Here is a 20,049-nt window from a genome sequence, read left to right on the forward strand (position 1 = left end):
TATTATTTTTTTTTTGATACCACATAAAATAAACCATGAGTTAATCCTCTAACATATTGAAAAAAGTAATCAATTTTATTTTTTTTAATAAAAAATAAAAAGAATAACTGAGAAATAGATTGAGAGTAAATTTGGTTTATAGCGTATTTTTTTGGAACATGCTTTTCCGATAAAAGATAAAAACTATTTCTTATCATATAATATTTACGAAAAGGCGAATGTAATGATTTAGTTTTATTCAATATTTTAAAATTTTCACCAATTTGATGATTCATTATTATATTCTTAGCAACAACTTGTCTGTAATTATAATTTAATGCTCTAAAGCCCCATTCAATATCAACGTAGTCAATAAAATAATGTGCTTTAAAAAAACCAACCTCCTTCATTTTCTTTAAATTTATTAAACTTCCAGAAGAAATCAAATAACTTACTTCAATAAAATCATCATTGCTATATAATGGATCTATAGCACCCCAAAATACAGATTGAACTTTATAATTTTTTTCCGAATGAATATTGTAAGAGGTTGGACCTAGCGCTATAAGTTTATCATCACTATTATTCAGCCGAAAAGCTTCAAACATTTTCCCAATAAAATCATCTTTAATATCGGAGTCTTGATCAAGTAGTAAAACATACTCATAACCACGTTCATAAGCTATTTTCAATCCAATATTTTGTGCTTTAGCAATACCTTCATTATTGTCAAGAAAAATAGGGTAACAATCATCTACAAAAGTAAAATCTTTTTTATTCAAAGAATTATTATCTACAATAATTATAGGAACAGAATTAAATTTTATACATTTTATAATATTTATAAGAGCAATCAAATCCGGATTATAAGAAACAATAATACAACATACTGAATTAATCATTTAATTCTCTTATTTAATAGTTAAGACTTTTTTACAAAAATCTAATGCACTTAGCCTGTGAGCAATTGCAATGATTGTTATATCCAAATTGATGCTATGTAAAACCTTAATTATCTCTAATTCTGTAGAAATATCTAACGCACTAGTCGCCTCATCCATAAATAAGACCTGTGGTTTTTTATATAAAGCACGTGCAATTCCAATACGTTGGCGTTGCCCCCCAGAGAGCATCACTCCACGCTCACCCACCAAGGTATCATATCCTAAAGGTAGTTGATTTTTAATAAAATCATGTATTTGTGCTTGTTTAGCAACAAATTCCACTTGTTCAAAATCAATCTGTACTGATGGCACACCAAAGGCAATATTTTCCGCAATACTTTTATCCGCCAAAAAAATACTTTGCGGTACATACCCGACCAAATCTCGCCACGCCATGATGTTATGTTCGGTCAGTGCAACTCCATCAATCAATATTTGCCCCTGCTGGGGTTGTAAAAGTCCCAGCATCATATCCATTAGGGTGCTTTTACCACTGCCACTTTTACCTACGATACCTAGACTGCTATTCTTAGTAATGCTCAGGTTCATGTCTTTTAATATAGGTTGATCTAGACGATTTGGATAGGCAAAACCAATATTTTTTAGACAAATTGAATGTTCAAAGCTTAACTTTTGTAAATCTGATTTTAAAAGTGTTACATGATCATGTTCTTCTAAGGCAAATTCGGGTTGCAGGATTGCCAATACTTGCTGAGAAAATTTAATTTGCGAAATCGAACGGTAGATATTTTGTGCCGCAGGCAGCATACGGTAAGCGGCAAAACCATATAAGCCCAATACAGGCAAAATATGCGAGACATCTTTCCCCGACACCACCAAAATCATGGCTAAACCAATTAAACAACCATAACCCACAGTTTCAATAATATTCAGAGGGACTTGCCCCAAGGTATCCCGAGTTGCAATGTGTCGTGCAAATACTCGTGACGATTGCTCAAATTGTTCAATATAGCCGTATTTAGCATTATTAATCATCACATCTTTGATACCAGCCAATGCCTCTTGGCAAGTTTGATAACGCTCTTGATTGGCTTGGGTGAATTCTTGCCCAATTTGAGTAAGTTTTCTTCTGACTAAAGCGTAAATGCTGACATAAAATGAGCCTAATACTAGAGCTGTAGCAACCGCCATCAGTGGATCATATAGCAGTAAAATCCCAATCATAGAAAGCAGTACTACACCATAAGACATCAGGGTCAAAGCGGGCAAAATCATGGTCCAAATCAGTTGATCGACTTCGGATAAAATATTTTTAACTAAAGTTGAACTATTGCGTTGAATAAAAAATTCATAGTTTTGCTGTAAATAAATTTTCAACAGCCGTGTCGAAAAATAATGTCGCTGCAAACTGGCAAAACGATTAACTGCATGCAAGGTCACAATTTTAAATACGGTTGAACAAATCACAATAGCTAAAGAGAGAAAACCTAAATAGAGTATAAAATTTTTTTTACTTGATACATTTGTAAAATTATATATCAGTTTTAAATAATGATTGGAGTCAACAACCGCTGGATTTGATAAAACAGCAAGAAACGGCATAATAGAAATCACACCCGCTGATTCTATTAAAGCCATTCCCATCACCAAAATAAGTACATAAATCACTTTACGCTTATCAAGTGGTGACAAAATTTTCCAAAGCTGATTCAAACTTTTTAACACGTCTTTTATTTCTCTTTATACATTAATGCAGTGATTTGTTCAGAAATAAGCCCCATTAGAAAAATCATAATACTGCCTGTATAAAGCAAGGCACTCATGTTAGTAAAACGAGCAAACTCATATAATGTATATCCGTACCAACTTGTAGCTACTATAAATAACATTACAGCAATAGGTAAAAACATTTTTAAAGGTGAATACAGGGTAGCAATCTTAAAGATAATCAAAAAAAAGCGCACACTATCTTTAACCGGGTGTATATGGCTTTTCCCTACCCTCTTAACAGCATGAATTGGAACATATGTAACTGAATAACCAGCTCTGAAAAAGGCCATAGTACTGGTTGTTGGATATGAAAAACCATTTGGTAATAAATAAATGAATTCTTTAAATTTTTCTGCCCGTACTGCTCTAAAACCTGATGTTAAATCTTCAACTTTATGATCTGACATATATGTTGCCAAATTATTATAGAGTTTATTTGCAACTCCACGCCCAACACTTGCTTGTGAGCCTTTCTGCCTTGCCCCAACAACAAGATCATAACCTTCATTAATTTTTTCAAGCAATTTTAGAATATCATTTGGATTATGCTGTCCATCTGCATCCATAAATACAATTATTTCACCAGATGCATTACGTGCTCCTGTTTTTATTGCAGCACCATTCCCCTTAGAGTAAGGATGAGTAATCACTTTAGCACCCGCACTTTCTGCAACCAGCTGTGTAGTATCTGTAGATCCATCATTTACAACAATAATTTCATCAATCATATTCAAATGTTGAATTTTTTTTATTGTTTCCCCAATCGCACCTGCCTCATTTTTTGCTGGAAGAACAACACTATACTTCACTTCACTTCTCCCCATGCTGTTCTGATTCTCCAATTGTCGTTAGTTGGTGGTTTGCAAGTAAATCTTTTTTCATTTTATCTTTTATCTTAATTAAAGAAGTATCATTTTCTAATTGCTTTTTATAGGTATTCTCTATTTCAACCATTAACTGCAATGCTAATTGAGGGTAGCCTTTATTACCCAAGTCAGCAACCAACGCTAATGCCGAGCTTGCATTCTGATACTTCTCTGCCGCCAGTCTATATTCTTCATATCCTGCATTTAATTGATCCAAAGCAATTAGAAGTTGTCCGCGCAAATATATAGACAATGGATAAAAATCTGGATAGTTTCGATAATTTTGATTTTTTTCAACTAATTCTTTCAATAAGTTTGCTAAATCTAATGCATACAAATTGGTTGATTTTTGATTGGTTACAATTTTATCTACCAAACCTCTTAGTCCCCAAATCGCGGCACCATCTGCTTTTTGTATTAATAGCTGATCTTTGATTTTCAACAAGTCATTTCGAGCATCAACACCTAAATCAATTTTTTGCTTTAACAATTGAATCATTAACCCTGCATCTGGATGATTTTGAATTGCTCGCTCCAACACCACATTCGCTTCCGTAGATCTCCCGTGTAAAGCTAGTATTTCAGCAAAGCGACTCTGTGCTCGAACAGACTGAGGATTATTTTGAGCCCAATAAACTTGCAGTTTTGTTGCATCAGACCATAACATAGCACGTTGCCATGTCATCCACCCAAAAATGGTCAGAATCAAACTACCAGCGACAATAGCGACTTTAGGTTGAGTTTTTTCGGACAGTATCCATAATCCTGATGCTAAGGGTAAAAATAAAAAAATGGCTGCAATATAATTACGATGTTCAAAATATAATTCTAACCCAATAAAAGTAGATTCAATTAAATGAGCAGCAAAGAAAAATAATATTGCAAGTGCAAATAATGGATATTTTCTTCGAAGCAAGAATGCTGACAAAAATAATAGACTTAAAAAAATAGCTGATGTCAGAGTTGTAACTGGTTCCAACCACCCCCTAGAGACAATATAACCATCTTGAAATAGGCCATAGCCTTCTACTTGAGGAATAAATAAACGATACAAATAATCGCAGAGAATTCGCCCTTCACTCCATAATCGTTCTATTTGATTAAAATTACGAAAAGGCCAAGGGTTTTCTGAAAAATTAATTTCTTTAAAAAGCAAAACTGCAATAGCCAAAGAGGGCAGCCATAAACATACGGCACGCCAATACCAAATTGGCCTATTTACTCGAGTTGGGTTACAAAACTCTATTACTAAGATTAAAAGTGGTAATAATGCACCATTTTCTTTACTGTAGGTGGCCAGTATTGTCGAAATACCAATAGACAAGGTCATTACAAGATAAGCAAAAAGTGGTCGATTAGAAATATGTTCTCTTGCTTTTAGATAACCTAGCATCCCCAATAAGCTAAACAATAATGGTAACTGTGCCATACGCTGTATGACATACAATGTTGTTGAAACAAATAATGGATGTAACAACCAAATACTGGTAGAAAAAAATGCAATCCAGATTGCCTTTTTTTCTACATAACCATAACTACTAAGCACTAAACGCATTACAAAAAAAAGCAATACGCCGCAAGTTAAATGAATAAATAAATTTACCAATTTAAAGGGATAGGCATCATGTGGCCAACTTTCAGCTTGAAATATAAATGTTGCTAATGATATGGGACGCCCAGTGGGGCCAGCAAAACCACTTTCAATAAACTGCTTAGCATCTTCCCATTTACCTGACTGCCCATAATGTACCAATCCACCAAGATTTGGCTTATCATCAAATAAAAAACCACCAGCAAGACCGCTCCAATAGGCCAATACTGTGAGCAGACAAATCCCAAACAGCCCCCCAATAGATAAAACTTTTAAATTTGGCATATTTTTACTTATTCATATAAAAACGTGATAAACATTAAATTATTTACATCAAAAACACCAGACAAAAGAAAAAGAGGCCCTATAAGCCTCTTTTTCAAATACCATTAAGCTAAATATAAATTATTACAAGTTAGCTTTAGGAAGATATTTCTTAACAGTTCCAGGATTTGTAACTGTGATAGAGCCATTTTTATCTGTTTTAGCTACAACAGTTGCACCTTGGATTTGCTTAGCAATACCGGCAGCTTGGTATTTAATTGTAATCTCACATTCGCCAGCAGCATTTGGAGCTGCTTCTGTAACTACTACACTTGCCGCATATTTACCATGCGCACTACTACTACCACATGTACCTGCTTGTAAATCATCAGCAATGCTGGTTTTTAAGCCGTCAGCCAAAGAAAAACCTTCAGCCGCTTGACCACGAGCGATATAGTCTTGGTAAGCAGGAATTGCGAAAGCAGCCAAAATACCGATAATCGCTACAACGATCATTAATTCAATTAGGGTAAAACCCTTTTGCATTTTGTTCATAACATTCTCCACAAATGTTTTTTGTTTATTTATAAGCTTTGTAAGCTAATTTATAGTTAGCACTAATTGTGCCAAAACTGATTATAATAAAATTAACAGAAAAAACAGCAGTTTAAAAAAATAAAATTGTTACAACGTAGTTTTAATGTTTTTTTTAGTAAAAAAGTGACATTTTTTGTCAATAAGCACTTATTTTTTAGCCTAAAATCACAGGATCATTTCCTAATTCATTACTTTTATCATTGATAGACCGAGCATAAAACTGGTTTAGCACCTGACCTATACCCATCATGCCATTGATTACAGCCTGCTGAAACTGCTGTTGGGCCAACTGAGCAACCATATTCTGGCAGATTTCATCCCAAATTATTTGCTCGGTAGCCATTTTTATTCCCCGATCAATAATAATTTCAACTTTTCTTTCACATAAATTGATGTAAAGAAGCACACCACTATTATATTCAGTATCCCATACCCCAAGTTCTGCAAACAGCTGGCGAGCACGCATGTGGGTATTTTGAAAATAGGCCTGATTTACGGGTAGATGACCTTCAATTACGACCTGAATTTCTCCTATATGTCCATGTTCAGCCTCAGTCACTGCCTGTGCAATCGCAGCTTGATCATGTTTGGAAAAATAGCGTTTTGTTGCAGGCATATATAGAAAATGCTTTAACCAACGCTTAAAACTGGGCTGACTTACTTCTGCTGTCTTAGGTTGTGTGACAATTTCTGTTGTATCTGTTGTTGTTACCATGATCCTGATGCCCCTCCTCCGCCAAAGCCACCGCCACCGCCACTAAATCCGCCACCACCGAAGCCCCCACCGCCTCCTCTACCACCACCGCGACCAGCGGATGACAATATCAATTGAAAAATGGTTTGCGCAATTGCAGTAATTAATAAGAAAAAAATACCACCACCGATTAATAAACTGGTGAGCAGTCCGGCACCATTGACCAGACCAGCTACAGTTCCCGCAACAGCTGCTGTAGCAGCACTTAGAGGTTTACCTACAATAAATGAGCCAACAATCCCTGCAATTAAAATAAATAAAGCTGTACTGAACGTTTTCTCTTTCGCCTGTTGTTCATGCAAGGCTTTTTCTTGCCGTTCTTTCAGTTCCTGCGCAGCATTCGCTGCAACTTCGGGATCCATATTTAAAATACGCTCAATTTCAGCCAAACCGGCATCAATGCCTTGGGCATATTGGGCCTGTTTAAAATAAGGGGTAATTTGATTACGAATGATTCGGCTAACAATAATATCCGGCAATACACCTTCCAGACCATAGCCTGTTAAGATCTGGATACGCCGATCATTTACCGCAATCGCCATTAACAGGCCATTATCCTGTTTCGCAGATCCAAGTTGCCATTTCTCAGCCACCCGCATGGCAAAATCAAAAATATCTTCCTGACCGGTCGTTGGAACAATCACCACACCAATTTGGGCTTTGCCCTGCGCATGCAAGTTTAGAATCCGCTGGCTTAGCGCCTGCTTTTCACTGGCAGTTAATAGATTGGCCTGATCAACGATTGGCTCATTTAAAGTCGGCAGGCCGCGGATAGATTCGCCTTCCACCATATCATTGGCAATTTGCGGCTGCTTATTTTCTGCCTGTGCTGTCGGTTTTTGCTGGTTTTGATTAGCTTTTTGCTGCTCTTGAATCACCTTTCCGACGATAACCGCTTCTTCACTGTCACTGGCCGTGGCCACTTCACTCAAAGCAAATGAACTGGACAACATTGCAAAGCACAAGATCAGCACTTTTAAAATCATCGTGAACGTATTTTTATGTTCTGAAGCAAGCATAAGCACATCCTTTTCTATTCAGGCACCTTACTCATGACCTACTAGTTAAATGTAACCTTAGGTGCGGTTTGTGCACCCTGTTCTGCACTGAAATTCGGTTTCGGATTCATGCCGATGACTTTAGCCGTCATCACTTGCGGGAACTGCCGTGAATAGGCATTAAAGTCTTGAACTGAGGCAATATAACGGTTACGTGCCACTGCAATGCGGTTTTCAGTCCCTTCCAGTTGTACCTGTAAATCGCGGAACTGCTCATTGGCTTTTAAGTCAGGATAGTTTTCTGAAACCGCAATTAAGCGTGACAATGCACTGGTCATCTGGGCCTGAGCCTGTTGATATTTTTGGAATAAAGCAGGATCTTCCAGCACTTGTTTATCCACTTTTAGACCGGCAACATTGGCACGCGCCTGAGTCACTTCAGTCAATACCTGCTCTTCATGTTTTGCATAGCCTTTCACCACATTCACCAGATTAGGCACCAAATCTGCACGGCGTTGATACTGGTTTTGCACTTCTGCCCAAGAAGCTGTAACAGCCTCATCCTTCACCTGTAAAGTGTTATAACCACAGCCGGTTAAGGTCAGCGTGCTCGCAAGTACGACTGTCGCTGCAGTTTTTTTCATAAAATTCATTCAGCTATTCCTCTATTATTTATTTGTATTTGTTTAACTAATTTTATTGTAAACATATTTAGCTGTAGTTTTGTTTAATTTATTTATTCAAGATGAAGTTCAATTTTTTGGAAGAAAATAAAAAAGCCCGATCATCAATCGAGCTTAATCCAGCAAAATTTCAATCAGCTATAAGCGACTGTTGATAGCTCCTTTTGAAATTCCGGATGGAGATATATGGTCGCCAGTCGCTGCTTCCACTCCTTGACGATCTCGCTATAGTCAATTTCAGAAGGATGAAAATCGGCTTTAAAATAAGATAAATATTCAGGCAATAACTGGATAAACATTTTCCCGATTAAATAGATTCCCAGAAGATTACCCGTCACTTTAGGCAAACTTTTTTTCTTATCTTGCCAAAATAACCGGGTGGCCGAATAGAAGGTCAAGCTGGCAAAACCTGTGGTCACACTACGCATAATCATACGCCGCACTTTATCATCCCCATACACATGCTGATAAACATCAAAGGCGACAGCGCGATGTTCAATTTCTTCAATGGCATGCCAGACCCAGAGTTTGATGGTATCTTCATCCAGGCTGGCCAAGATTTCAGGATGTCGCAGAATATATCCTCCCAGCAAAGCGGTAAAATGCTCAAAAGCACAGGTAATCGCCAGCTGGATTTTTGAATGCAGTCCTTTTATATAGCTGTCTTTACGTGCCAGCCAAGCCTGAAAACGGTCCAGATTATAGTCATCACGGCGCCAGGCAGCATTAAACTCGGCATGAGCTTTGGAATGCATGGCTTCCTGTCCAATAAAGGCTGCAATTTGAGCCTGCAATTTTTCATCTTTTACCTGATCACGAACATTACGCACGCTATGTACGAAAAACTGTTCTCCTACAGGAAATGTAGAAGATAGCGCGGTCAGCAAATGTGACATGATAGGGGAATTGGCGAAATAATGCCTGCGAATGGCTTGCGGATTAAATTGTGGTTTACGCACTGTAATCCCGATAGCCTTTGGACGATTTTGATATGATTTTTCTGTCGTCACTTGAGTCATGTCATTAATCCTAAAAATTTGATCGGATAATAACTTCAGTATGAACAGCAATTTTTCTGACAGATATGGCGAAAGCGCTTGTTGAATTAGCGAAAAGGTTCATTTTTTATTTAGCCCAACCATTTAAGAAGTTCCCTCTCCATGTGGGCATAGGTATCTACACCTCTATGAGGTACCTATTGCAATTGCAGCAATCTCATTGAGTTCATCTATTAAATATTCTGAGAGCAGTTGAAGGGTGTTCAGTAAAATCGAAAGTCCTGCCAATATCGCAGGTGCACTTTCCAGCTTGCCTCTTTTCTGCTGTCTGCCTGAAAGACGGGCCAGAAATACACGGACTTGCTTATTTTTTTCATCCGTACAACGTTGCACTCTCCAAGTCAGCACACATGCCATACAGCTAATCAGTAATCCCCTTAAAATGGCTTTAGGTGTAGTCCTGAAGCCATGCTTCGATATCATGACCTGGCCTGCTTGAGCAGCTTGAAATAGCACTCAATCGTCCAGCGCCAGTAATACCAGGTCGTCAGCTCTACTGCATCAATCTCTGAAGCAACATTGCTGATCAGTGACCATCTTGCGACGGTTTTATCCTGAGCATCTTTAACCACTGCAACAATTAATCTCGCTTCAATCGCTTCACCTGACTGGGGAGCAACCCGTTGGCCTGAATCATCTTTTCTCTTCGGCTTTGCTGCACGAGTCATCCGAATAGCAGTTTCTCCAACATGAAGCATATGCCGGTTTCCCTTATAAAAAATCGGCTGAACCTGCTGCGTTTCTACCCGTTCTGCGGCTACTGCAACTTTGCAGGTTTCCCCCTGATGCTCAATCCGATGGCCTTCTTTGGCCCGAATCAGCCATTTAAAACCGTGGCTGCTCATTTCCCTCAGGTGAGCAATCGAGTCACCTTCACGATCAATGAGATGAACACGTATTCTCTCAATGGGATACTGTTCGACAGTTTTGATTTGTTCAGAGAGGGAGTCCAGATGGGACTTGCGCTCACTGTATTGTTCAGTGAATGTGGAATAACAGCCTGATACATCTGTTAGCGTCTGAGCCAGTGGTGCAATCGGGAGTCCCGAGGCTGCATCAACCAGCAGACTGGTTTGCAACTCATAGCCTGAATCGTATTGATGGGTTCTTTGAAGCCTTTGAGTTTTATGATTGTGTTTCACATACTGCTGCTGAGACCAGTCATGAACGATCAATGCATACCGATGCTGTGACGAGTTGATCTGTTCACATGCAAGCTGTTCAATCGGTTGGTTTAACTGACTAAAAGAAATCTTGTCATTATTCAGGAATCGCCAAACTGCCTGTGTGGTTGCGAAACTCGACCTTTGGGTAGAAGCCAGGTCTTTGATTGCGGGAGCAAGTGAAGCAAGAGGATTCATATTGAGCTTTACAAGGCTGTTATAGCGTTTAACAAGACGCTGATCCAGACCAGAGATGTTAAATTGAAGAGCATGCTATTCAATTTAACGCAAAGCTCGGGAATTGTGTAGATACCTATGCCATGTGGGAGAGGGTTAGGGTGAGGAAAAATTTATATTTAAATCCTCCCCAACCCTCCTTTGATAAAGGAGGGAGTTATATAGGCAATAAAAAACCCGCCGAAGCGGGTTCTTAGAATGAATCCAATTCAGTTTATATCGAATTAAACATCCAAGTAATCCAGGATACCTTCTGCAGCTTGACGACCTTCCCAGATTGCAGTCACAACCAGGTCAGAACCGCGCACCATATCGCCACCAGCAAAGATTTTTGGATTTGAAGTCTGGAATTTAAACTCTTGCTGTTCCGGCGCAACAACACGGCCTGAACCATCCAAGTTAATTTTCACATTATTAAACCAATCAGCTGGGCTAGTACGGAAACCAAATGCAAGAAGTACGGCATCCGCTGGCAACACTTCTTCAGAACCTGGAATTGGCTCTGGACTGCGGCGACCGCGGCTGTCTGGCTCGCTCAATTGTGTAGTCACAAATTTAACGCCAGTCACTTTGCCGTTTTCACCGACAATTTCAATTGGCTGACGGTTAAACTGGAATTCCACACCTTCTTCACGTGCATTTTTCACTTCACGGCGAGAACCTGGCATGTTTTCTTCATCGCGACGGTAAGCACAGATCACTGATTCAGCACCTTGACGGATAGAAGTACGGTTACAGTCCATCGCAGTGTCACCACCACCCAGTACGATAACTTTTTGACCTTCTACACTGATGTATTCAGCCGCATCTTTTTCCCAGCCTTGGCAACGGTTGACGTTGGCAATCAGGAAATCAAGCGCGTCATAGACACCGTCTAGATCTTCACCGGCAAAACCGCCTTTCATGTAAGTGTATGTACCCATACCCATGAATACTGCATCGTAATCTGCAAGTAGCTGATCAATCGTTACGTCTGTACCAATTTCAGTATTTAAACGGAATTCAACGCCCATGCCTGTGAAAATTTCACGGCGACGTTTCATGACGTCTTTTTCCATTTTGAATTCAGGAATACCGAAAGTCAGCAAACCGCCAATTTCAGGGCGCTTGTCAAATACCACCGGTTTTACACCATTACGTACCAGAATGTCTGCACAACCGAGTCCTGCAGGACCAGCACCAATGATTGCGACTTTTTTATCAGTCCATTTCACGTGTGACATGTCTGGACGCCAGCCCAAGGCAAAAGCGGTATCATTAATGTATTTTTCTGCATTACCAATGGTCACTGCACCAAAACCATCATTCAGGGTACACGCCCCTTCACATAAACGGTCTTGCGGACATACACGGCCACAGACTTCCGGTAAAGTGTTGGTTTGATGGCACAGTTCTGCTGCCTGGAAAATACGGCCTTCAGCAATTAACTTCAACCAGTTTGGAATGTAGTTATGTACCGGACATTTCCATTCGCAATATGGGTTACCACAACCTAAACAACGGTGGGTTTGGTTAGCCGCAATTTCCGCTGTAAAAGGTTTATAAATTTCCACAAACTCTGCTTTGCGGACAGTTAGATCTTTTTTCTCTGGATCTTGGCGTGCTACATCCAGGAATTGAAAGTCATTGTTTAGGCGCTCTGCCATGTCTCTCTCCGTGGGTAGGTGTAACGGTTTCATCTTTTACCGCTACACCTGCCTATCAATCTGCAGTAGTGGAATTATTGTGGATCAGCTTTGGTTGTTTTCAAAAGCGTTTGCAAATTAGCAGCTTTTGGTTTTACAAGCCAGAATTTACGGCTGTAAAAATCAAACTCATTGCGGATCTTGTACGCCCAAGCACTACCTGTTTCAGCAATATGTTCATCTAAGATACGAAGCAAGAATTCTTGATGTTCTTCCATCGCCTCTGTAGAAATACGGTTTAATTCGATTAGCTCATGGTTGTAATGGTCAACGAAGTCGTTATCCAAATCAAGTACATAAGCAAAACCGCCCGTCATACCGGCACCGAAGTTATGACCTACTTTACCGAGTACAGTTACAATACCGCCAGTCATATATTCACAGCAGTGATCGCCTGCACCTTCAATTACGGCAAAGGCACCTGAGTTACGTACCGCGAAACGCTCACCTGCAGTACCTGCAGCAAACAGTTTACCGCCAGTTGCACCATACAAACAGGTATTACCAATAATTGCCGTTTCTTGAGTTTGGAAAGGCGAACCTTTTGGTGGGAAGATCGATACGCGACCACCCGCCATACCTTTACCGACATAATCGTTGGCATCACCTTCAAGTTTAATATGTAAACCGCCAGCGTTCCATACACCTAAAGACTGACCCGCAGTACCGGTCAGATTGACTTTAACAGGATGTGCTTCCATGCTGAGGTTGCCATAACGTTTAGCAATCTCACCAGAAATACGTGCACCAATTGAACGGTCACAGTTCACCACATTAAAGCTGAACTCACCGCTCTTACCTGCTTCAATGGTCGGAAGCATCTCATCAACCATTTTCTCTGCAAGCAGACCTTTATCGAATGGCGCATTACCTTGTACTTGGCAATATTGCGCTTTACCTTCTGCAGATGGATGCGAGGTTAATAATGCACTTAAATCCAAGTGAGCATGCTTGTCAGTTTCACCTGGCAATACTTCAAGCAGATCAGTACGGCCAATCAGGTCTTTCAGGCTTGATACACCAAGCGCTGCCAACCATTCACGTGTTTCTTCCGCAATAAAGTGGAAGAAGTTGATCAGCATTTCAGGTTCACCGATGTAGTGTTCCTGACGTAAATGATCCTGTTGAGTTGCAACACCGGTCGCACAGTTGTTCAAGTGACAGATACGCAGGTATTTACAACCCAATGCAATCATTGGTGTAGAACCAAAACCAAAGCTTTCCGCACCGAGGATTGCCGCTTTAACCACGTCTAGACCAGTTTTCAAACCACCATCGGTTTGCACACGTACTTTGCCACGTAGGTCGTTCACACGAAGGGCTTGATGCGCTTCAGAAAGACCTAATTCCCATGGCGAACCAGCATGGTGAATTGAAGATAACGGGGAAGCCGCTGTACCGCCGTCATAACCCGAAATGGTAATGAAATCGGCATATGCTTTCGCAACACCCGCAGCAATCGTCCCTACACCCGGTTCAGATACCAGTTTTACTGACACCATCGCCTGAGGATTGACCTGTTTCAAGTCAAAGATCAGTTGTGACAAATCTTCAATTGAGTAGATGTCATGGTGTGGTGGAGGTGAAATTAAGGTTACGCCTGGTACTGAGTAACGTAAACGTGCAATTAAGCCATTCACTTTACCACCCGGTAACTGACCGCCTTCACCCGGTTTTGCACCTTGTGCGACTTTAATCTGCAACACTTCAGCAGAAGTTAAATACGCAGGCGTTACACCAAAACGACCAGAAGCGATCTGTTTGATTTTCGAGTTACGGATTGTGCCATAACGCGCTGGATCTTCACCGCCCTCACCAGAGTTTGAACGACCACCGATGGTATTCATGGCAATGGCAATCGCTTCATGTGCTTCAGGAGACAATGCACCCAAAGACATCCCGGCAGAGTCGAAACGTGGCAGAATTTCTTCAACCGATTCCACTTGATCTAGTGCAATTGAATTATCGGTTTTCAGCTTCAACAAGTCACGAATGGTAGCGACCGGACGGGTGTTTACCAGTTCAGCATATTCTTTAAAGTCCGCGTATTTGCCTGAACGAACTGATTTATGTAAGGCATTGATCACATCTGGGTTAAATGCATGATATTCCTTGTCGAATACGAATTTCAGCATACCGCCCTGATCGATTGGCTTACGTGATTTCCACGCTGTATCAGCCAGTTTTTTCAGATCATTTTCAAGATCAGCAAAAGTTGCACCTTTAATACGGCTTGGTACACCAGTGAAGCATTTAGCAACTACTTCAGTCGATAAACCCACAGCTTCAAATAACTGGCCACCACGATAAGAGGCAACAGTCGAAATACCCATTTTCGAAAGGACTTTCAATAAGCCTTTCTCAATACCCTTACGGAAGTTGGCTTGTGCATGGATTGGGTCACCCAACAACTCGCCTTTCGCGATCAAGTCATTGATCACGTCATAAGCCAGGTAAGGATAAATCGCAGTTGCACCAAAGCCCAAGATCACTGCAAATTGATGTGGATCACGTGCCAAGCCAGTTTCAACAATAATGTTGGCATCAGTACGCAGGCCCACATTGATTAAGTAGTGATGTACTGCACCTGTTGCCATGAGTGCATTAGCAGGCAAGAAACCTTGACGGATTTTCTTGTCTGAAAGCACCAATAAAGTTTTACCATCACGGATCGCTTGTGCAGCCTCGATACAAATACGTGTAAGCGCAGCTTCCAGACCTTCAGTTTCTGCATAGTTCAAATCGATATCAGCAATTTCGTAACCCGGACGCCCAAGGGTACGAATCTGATGCATTTTTGAATTTGTAAGTACAGGACTAGAAATAATCAAGCGATCGGCATGTTCAGGGCTTTGCTCGAATACGTTTTGTTCGCGACCCAGGCAAGTTTCCAATGACATCACAATCGATTCACGTAATGGGTCGATTGGCGGATTGGTTACCTGTGCAAACTGTTGGCGGAAGTAATCTGATACATGGCGTACTTGACGAGACAATACTGCCATTGGCGTATCATCACCCATTGAACCCACTGCTTCCTGGCCACTTTCAGCGATTGGGCGAAGCAACTGGTCACGCTCTTCAAAAGTCACCATGAACATTTTCTGTGATGCTTTCAGCTCATCGCCTTTCAGGCCTTGATCACATAAATATTCTTCCAGTTCCGGACTACCTTGAATGCGTACAGAGTTCTCACGCAACCATTCACGGTAAGGACGCATTTTTTTCAAATGGTTGCTGACATCTTTGGTGTCAAGCATTTTTCCAGTGAAAGTATCAATCACCAGAATTTGACCCGGGCCAACACGACCTTTAGAAATCACATCTTCAGGCTGATAACCCCAAACCCCAATTTCTGATGCAAGCGTGATGTAGCCATTTTTAGTGATGACCCAACGTGCTGGACGTAAGCCATTACGATCCAGCATACAGATCGCATGACGGCCATCTTGAATCACCAGACCCGCCGGACCATCCCAAGCTTCCATATGCTTAGAGTTGAATTCATAGAATGCACGAAGGTCTGCATCTAAAGTTTCAACGTTTTGCCAAGCTGGTGGAACCAGCATACGCAGTGCACGGAACAGGTCCATGCCGCCACCGACAAGAATCTCAAGCATGTTATCCAGGCTTGAAGAGTCTGAACCGGTACGGTTCACAATCGGGTTAAGATCGGTTAATCCAGGTAATAGCGGGTTTTCGAATTTTGGTGTACGCGCCATTGCCCAGTTACGGTTTGCAGTAATGGTGTTGATTTCACCATTATGCGCCAGATAACGGAATGGCTGCGCTAAAGGCCAACGCGGTAAAGTGTTGGTCGAGAAACGTTGGTGGAACACTACAATATGAGATTCCAGGCGTTCATCTGCCAAATCGGTGTAAAAGTCAGCAATCGCTTCAGGCATCATCAGGCCTTTATAGCTAATCACTGTAGAACACAAAGTGGTCACATAGAATGATGGATCATTGGTTAACTGTTGTTCTGCACGACGACGTGCCAAGAACAATTTACGGTTAAACTCGACCTCAGTCACACCCATAGGGCAGTTGACAATAATCTGTTCGAATGCAGGTAAAGACTGCATTGCAATTTCACCAAGCACATCGTTATTGGTTGGAATAACACGCCAAGCGAGAACTTTAAGACCTTCAGATTCAATTTCTTTGGCCAACACTTGTTTAGAATGTGCAGCAATTGCTGGGTCTACATTTAAAAATACGGTACCGACAGCAAAAATTTCGCTTAAAGTGATATCACTGAGTTTTTTTGCTTCTTCACGGAAGAATTTCTTCGGCATTGCCAAGAGCAGACCACAACCATCCCCTGTCTTACCATCTGCGGCAATACCACCACGGTGTGTCATACAGCTAAGACTATGCATAGCGGTCTTGACGAGATCATGGCTGGCATCACCCTGCATATGGGCGATTAGACCGAAACCACAGTTATCTTTAAACTCATCCGGTTGGTATAAACCTTGAGCGGGAGCTACAGTATTAGGCGATGGCATGTGCATAGCGTACCCTTCTTTTCAACATGGCCCATAAAGCGGGCATCTAACAATCAAATATCTTCTTTGCGATTTAGTCCAATTTACTCACTTTAAGATCAATGATGAGTAAAATCTTTTCATCATGCTTAAGATAATCCGATTTTAATCTTTGTACATGAATTAATTGCAAAAATGTTTTGCTTCGTTCATGCACTCTTTTAAAGCAGGCAAATTTGACGATTTCGCACAATCATTGAATCTTTTCGCGCCAAAACAGGGACATCAACTCAATTCACGCACCAATTAAGCAAAAAATATGCCAATCACAAAAAGACAATGCTAAACGTTTTAAATATAAAAACATTAAAGTTTCGCGAGTTTTATCAAACTCTCAGCAAAACATTTTTTGCACTATATTTGTGCGTATTGTTATTTTTATAACCTAATTTGCTCTATTTTAGAACTATATTTTTAGTTAAATGGGTCATTAATTTCTTTTTCTGGAACTTTATTTCCGCCTTGTTTCGGTGCAGATTCGACAGCTGAATGTGACTGCTGCACATCCACTACATTGCCCTGTTCGTCGCGACGTGTCACAGTGGTGGTTGTAGTTGCTGTTTTAGCATCAGTTGCCGGCTCATTGGATTTTGGTTTCACAATTGCCAATATGCTTTCGTCAACTTTAGGTAAAGGCGCAGATTTTAGATTGACTGCATACAGCTTATTATTAGTACCCATTTCATCCGCACCCATGTCATTTACTAAAGGGACATAATTTTCAATATCCTGTACTTTAGGCTGAACAGTCTTGGGAAATTGCAGCGGTAATTGCTCTAGCATACGTTGAGCTTCATCTTTATTTCTATATACCCCATAGAGAAGCACATATTGTTCAATCTGGTTCTCACCGCTTAAACGTATATAAAAAAAGTTCTTGCGATCGGATTGTTTTTTTAAAAAACTGCGAATCACATCATCCTTGGTTGTGCGAAACAATTCGATGGTACTTGCGTTCTTATTATCATTAATAAACTTGCTACCACGAAATTCCGGTTCATAACTTCCAGTAGTCACTACACGTGTGGTCATTTCTAAAGGACGAACTTCATCCTGTAACGCACCAAGCAAGTTCGTTGCAGCAACTTTTTCGGGTTGAATTTGTAGCTCAGACTCCGTTTCCGCAGATTTTTCCACTTCAACTAAAGCATCGCTATCCGTGATTGCCCAAAAAACAAGTGCTGCAAATAAACACACCACCCCACACACCAGCCAGATATAATTTTGAATACGTTGCCATTGTGTACGGAGGGTTGCCATGAGTTATGCCTTTTCTTGATTCGCTAAAATCGCTTGTTTCATCAATTCCACATCAAATTCTTTGGTAATTACGGCTTGCCCCAGTGCTTTCATCAGGACCAGACGCAACTGCCCATTCAGCACTTTTTTATCATGTGACATATAGGCAAGAAATTCTTCCAGTGGAATAGCTGGGCATTTTACGGGTAAATGAGCACGTTGAATGATTTTTTTTGTACGTTCTAGATCTTCACGTGAAATCCAGCCCATACGTTGTGACAAATCAGCCGCCATCACCATCCCCGTAGCAACAGCTTCTCCATGTAGCCAAACGCCATAACCCAAATAGGATTCGATTGCATGACCAAAAGTATGCCCTAAATTCAGTAAGGCACGTTCGCCTTGTTCTTTTTCATCATTGGCGACAATGCGTGCTTTATGAGCGCAAGATTTATATACGGCTTCAGCGAGCAGTCCGGGATCGCGCGCAACCAGCCCATCCATATTTTGTTCAAGCCAGACTAAAAAATCACGATCGCCCAGTAAGGCATATTTAATCACTTCTGCCAAACCCGCAGATAACTCGCGGTCTGGCAAGGTCGAAAGCTGCGACATATCAGCAAGCACAACTTGAGGTTGCTGGAAAGCCCCGATCATGTTTTTACCGAGTGGATGATTGATACCGGTTTTCCCGCCCACACTTGAATCGACTTGTGACAAAAGTGTCGTCGGCACCTGAATGAAATACACCCCACGCTGGAAACAAGCAGATGCAAAGCCCGCCATATCACCAATAACTCCACCACCCAAAGCCAATACTGTCGCATCCCGGTTAAAACCCGCTTCCAGCAAAGCATCAAAAATGAGATTTAAATGCTCAATATTTTTATACTTTTCGCCATCAGGCAAAATACATGTCGCAACCGTTTTACCCAAACCTTCAATCGCACTGAGGTAATGCTCTAGATATAAAGGAGCAACCGTCGTATTGGTTACCAGCATGACCTGCTTTCCGTGAATATAAGATTCAAGTAAAGATTGGGGATTGAGATCACTGCCAATAAAGATAGGATAGCGACGATCACCGAGTTCAACATGTAAAGTTTGCATGAAATTAAAACCGTTAATTAGACTAGCTTTGCTTCTTGAGAAACAATCATATGTAAGATTTTTTGCGCTAAATCACGAGCAGCGCCCTGATTTGTTTCGATAATATAATCTGCAACTTCACGATATAAGGGATCGCGAACAGCCAATAAATCACGTAACTTTTGTTCAGGATTTTCAACTTGCAGTAAAGGACGGTTTTTATCCCGATAAGTGCGCTGTAATTGTATTTCGACAGGAGTATAAAGGTAAACCACAATTCCACGTTGTTTTAAGAATTCACGATTAGGTGACTGGGTCACTGCTCCACCACCAGTTGCAATAACCAGCTGTGAACGGGCAGTGAGTTCATCAATCACCATTGTTTCACGGTTACGAAATCCCTTTTCACCTTCTTTTTCAAAGATCCAAGGAATTGTCGCACCTGTTTTACGTTCAATTTCTTGATCACTATCAAGAAACTCTCGTCCCAACAGTTCCGCTAAATGACGACCAACAGTTGTTTTCCCAGCCCCCATTGGCCCTACCAAATAGACATTTGGCAGGGTTTCAAACTCATTGCTTGGCAAGGAGTCACCTATTTATTTTGCTAAATTTAAAATA

Annotated in this window: 14 protein-coding genes and 1 pseudogene; all 15 read right to left on the minus strand. The window is 40.7% G+C overall.

Annotation, left to right across the window (positions count from 1 at the left end):
• Positions 1-2: 2 nt before the first annotated feature.
• The 15 genes and pseudogenes from WAE57_RS11335 to aroK all read right to left on the minus strand — a co-directional run bounded on the left by WAE57_RS11335 (position 3) and on the right by aroK (position 20,015).
• The gene (locus tag WAE57_RS11335) at positions 3-881 is read right to left on the minus strand and encodes a glycosyltransferase family 2 protein (protein WP_337710700.1); all 879 of its coding nucleotides are present in this window, start codon (positions 879-881) and stop codon (positions 3-5) included.
• Positions 882-890: 9 nt separating this feature from the next.
• Positions 891-2,609 carry an ABC transporter ATP-binding protein gene (locus tag WAE57_RS11340; RefSeq protein WP_337710701.1) on the minus strand — a complete coding sequence of 573 codons (1,719 nt, stop codon included), beginning with the start codon at positions 2,607-2,609 and terminating at the stop codon, positions 891-893.
• A 5-nt stretch (positions 2,610-2,614) separates the two neighbouring features.
• Complete coding sequence (locus WAE57_RS11345; RefSeq protein WP_337710702.1) at positions 2,615-3,478, minus strand: glycosyltransferase family 2 protein; 864 nt, start codon at positions 3,476-3,478, stop codon at positions 2,615-2,617.
• Positions 3,465-5,396, minus strand: coding sequence for a hypothetical protein (locus WAE57_RS11350; RefSeq protein ID WP_337710703.1), 1,932 nt, complete (start codon positions 5,394-5,396; stop codon positions 3,465-3,467). The genes WAE57_RS11345 and WAE57_RS11350 overlap by 14 nt, the downstream gene beginning before the upstream one ends.
• 123 nt (positions 5,397-5,519) lie before the next feature.
• The gene (locus tag WAE57_RS11355; RefSeq protein WP_337710704.1) at positions 5,520-5,930 is read right to left on the minus strand and encodes a pilin; all 411 of its coding nucleotides are present in this window, start codon (positions 5,928-5,930) and stop codon (positions 5,520-5,522) included.
• 196 nt (positions 5,931-6,126) lie between these two features.
• Positions 6,127-6,687: a TPM domain-containing protein gene (locus WAE57_RS11360; protein ID WP_337710705.1), complete on the minus strand. Its 561-nt coding sequence runs from the start codon at positions 6,685-6,687 to the stop codon at positions 6,127-6,129.
• Positions 6,681-7,712, minus strand: coding sequence for a TPM domain-containing protein (locus WAE57_RS11365; RefSeq protein ID WP_337710752.1), 1,032 nt, complete (start codon positions 7,710-7,712; stop codon positions 6,681-6,683). Before WAE57_RS11365 ends, WAE57_RS11360 begins: the two co-directional genes overlap by 7 nt.
• Before the next feature lie 74 nt (positions 7,713-7,786).
• On the minus strand, positions 7,787-8,377 hold the full coding sequence (locus WAE57_RS11370) for a LemA family protein (protein ID WP_337710706.1): 591 nt from the start codon (positions 8,375-8,377) through the stop codon (positions 7,787-7,789).
• A 164-nt stretch (positions 8,378-8,541) separates the two neighbouring features.
• A complete protein-coding gene (locus WAE57_RS11375; protein ID WP_337710707.1) occupies positions 8,542-9,426 on the minus strand; it encodes a metal-dependent hydrolase in 885 nt (294 codons plus the stop codon).
• A 165-nt stretch (positions 9,427-9,591) separates the two neighbouring features.
• A pseudogene (locus WAE57_RS11380) lies at positions 9,592-10,826 on the minus strand (transposase).
• Positions 10,827-11,089: 263 nt separating this feature from the next.
• A complete protein-coding gene (locus WAE57_RS11385) occupies positions 11,090-12,511 on the minus strand; it encodes an FAD-dependent oxidoreductase (protein ID WP_337710708.1) in 1,422 nt (473 codons plus the stop codon).
• Positions 12,512-12,585: 74 nt separating this feature from the next.
• Positions 12,586-17,061 carry a glutamate synthase large subunit gene (gene gltB, locus WAE57_RS11390; protein WP_337710709.1) on the minus strand — a complete coding sequence of 1,492 codons (4,476 nt, stop codon included), beginning with the start codon at positions 17,059-17,061 and terminating at the stop codon, positions 12,586-12,588.
• A gap of 453 nt (positions 17,062-17,514) precedes the next feature.
• Positions 17,515-18,360, minus strand: coding sequence for a hypothetical protein (locus WAE57_RS11395; RefSeq protein ID WP_337710710.1), 846 nt, complete (start codon positions 18,358-18,360; stop codon positions 17,515-17,517).
• A gap of 3 nt (positions 18,361-18,363) precedes the next feature.
• Entirely contained in the window at positions 18,364-19,449 is a 1,086-nt protein-coding gene (aroB, locus tag WAE57_RS11400) for a 3-dehydroquinate synthase (protein ID WP_337710711.1), read from the minus strand.
• Between the two features lie 17 nt (positions 19,450-19,466).
• Positions 19,467-20,015, minus strand: a complete 549-nt coding sequence (aroK, locus tag WAE57_RS11405) for a shikimate kinase AroK (RefSeq protein ID WP_086174554.1) — start codon at positions 20,013-20,015, stop codon at positions 19,467-19,469.
• Positions 20,016-20,049: the final 34 nt, after the last annotated feature.

This window comes from Acinetobacter sp. NS-4 (assembly GCF_037402435.1).
GTDB lineage: Bacteria > Pseudomonadota > Gammaproteobacteria > Pseudomonadales > Moraxellaceae > Acinetobacter.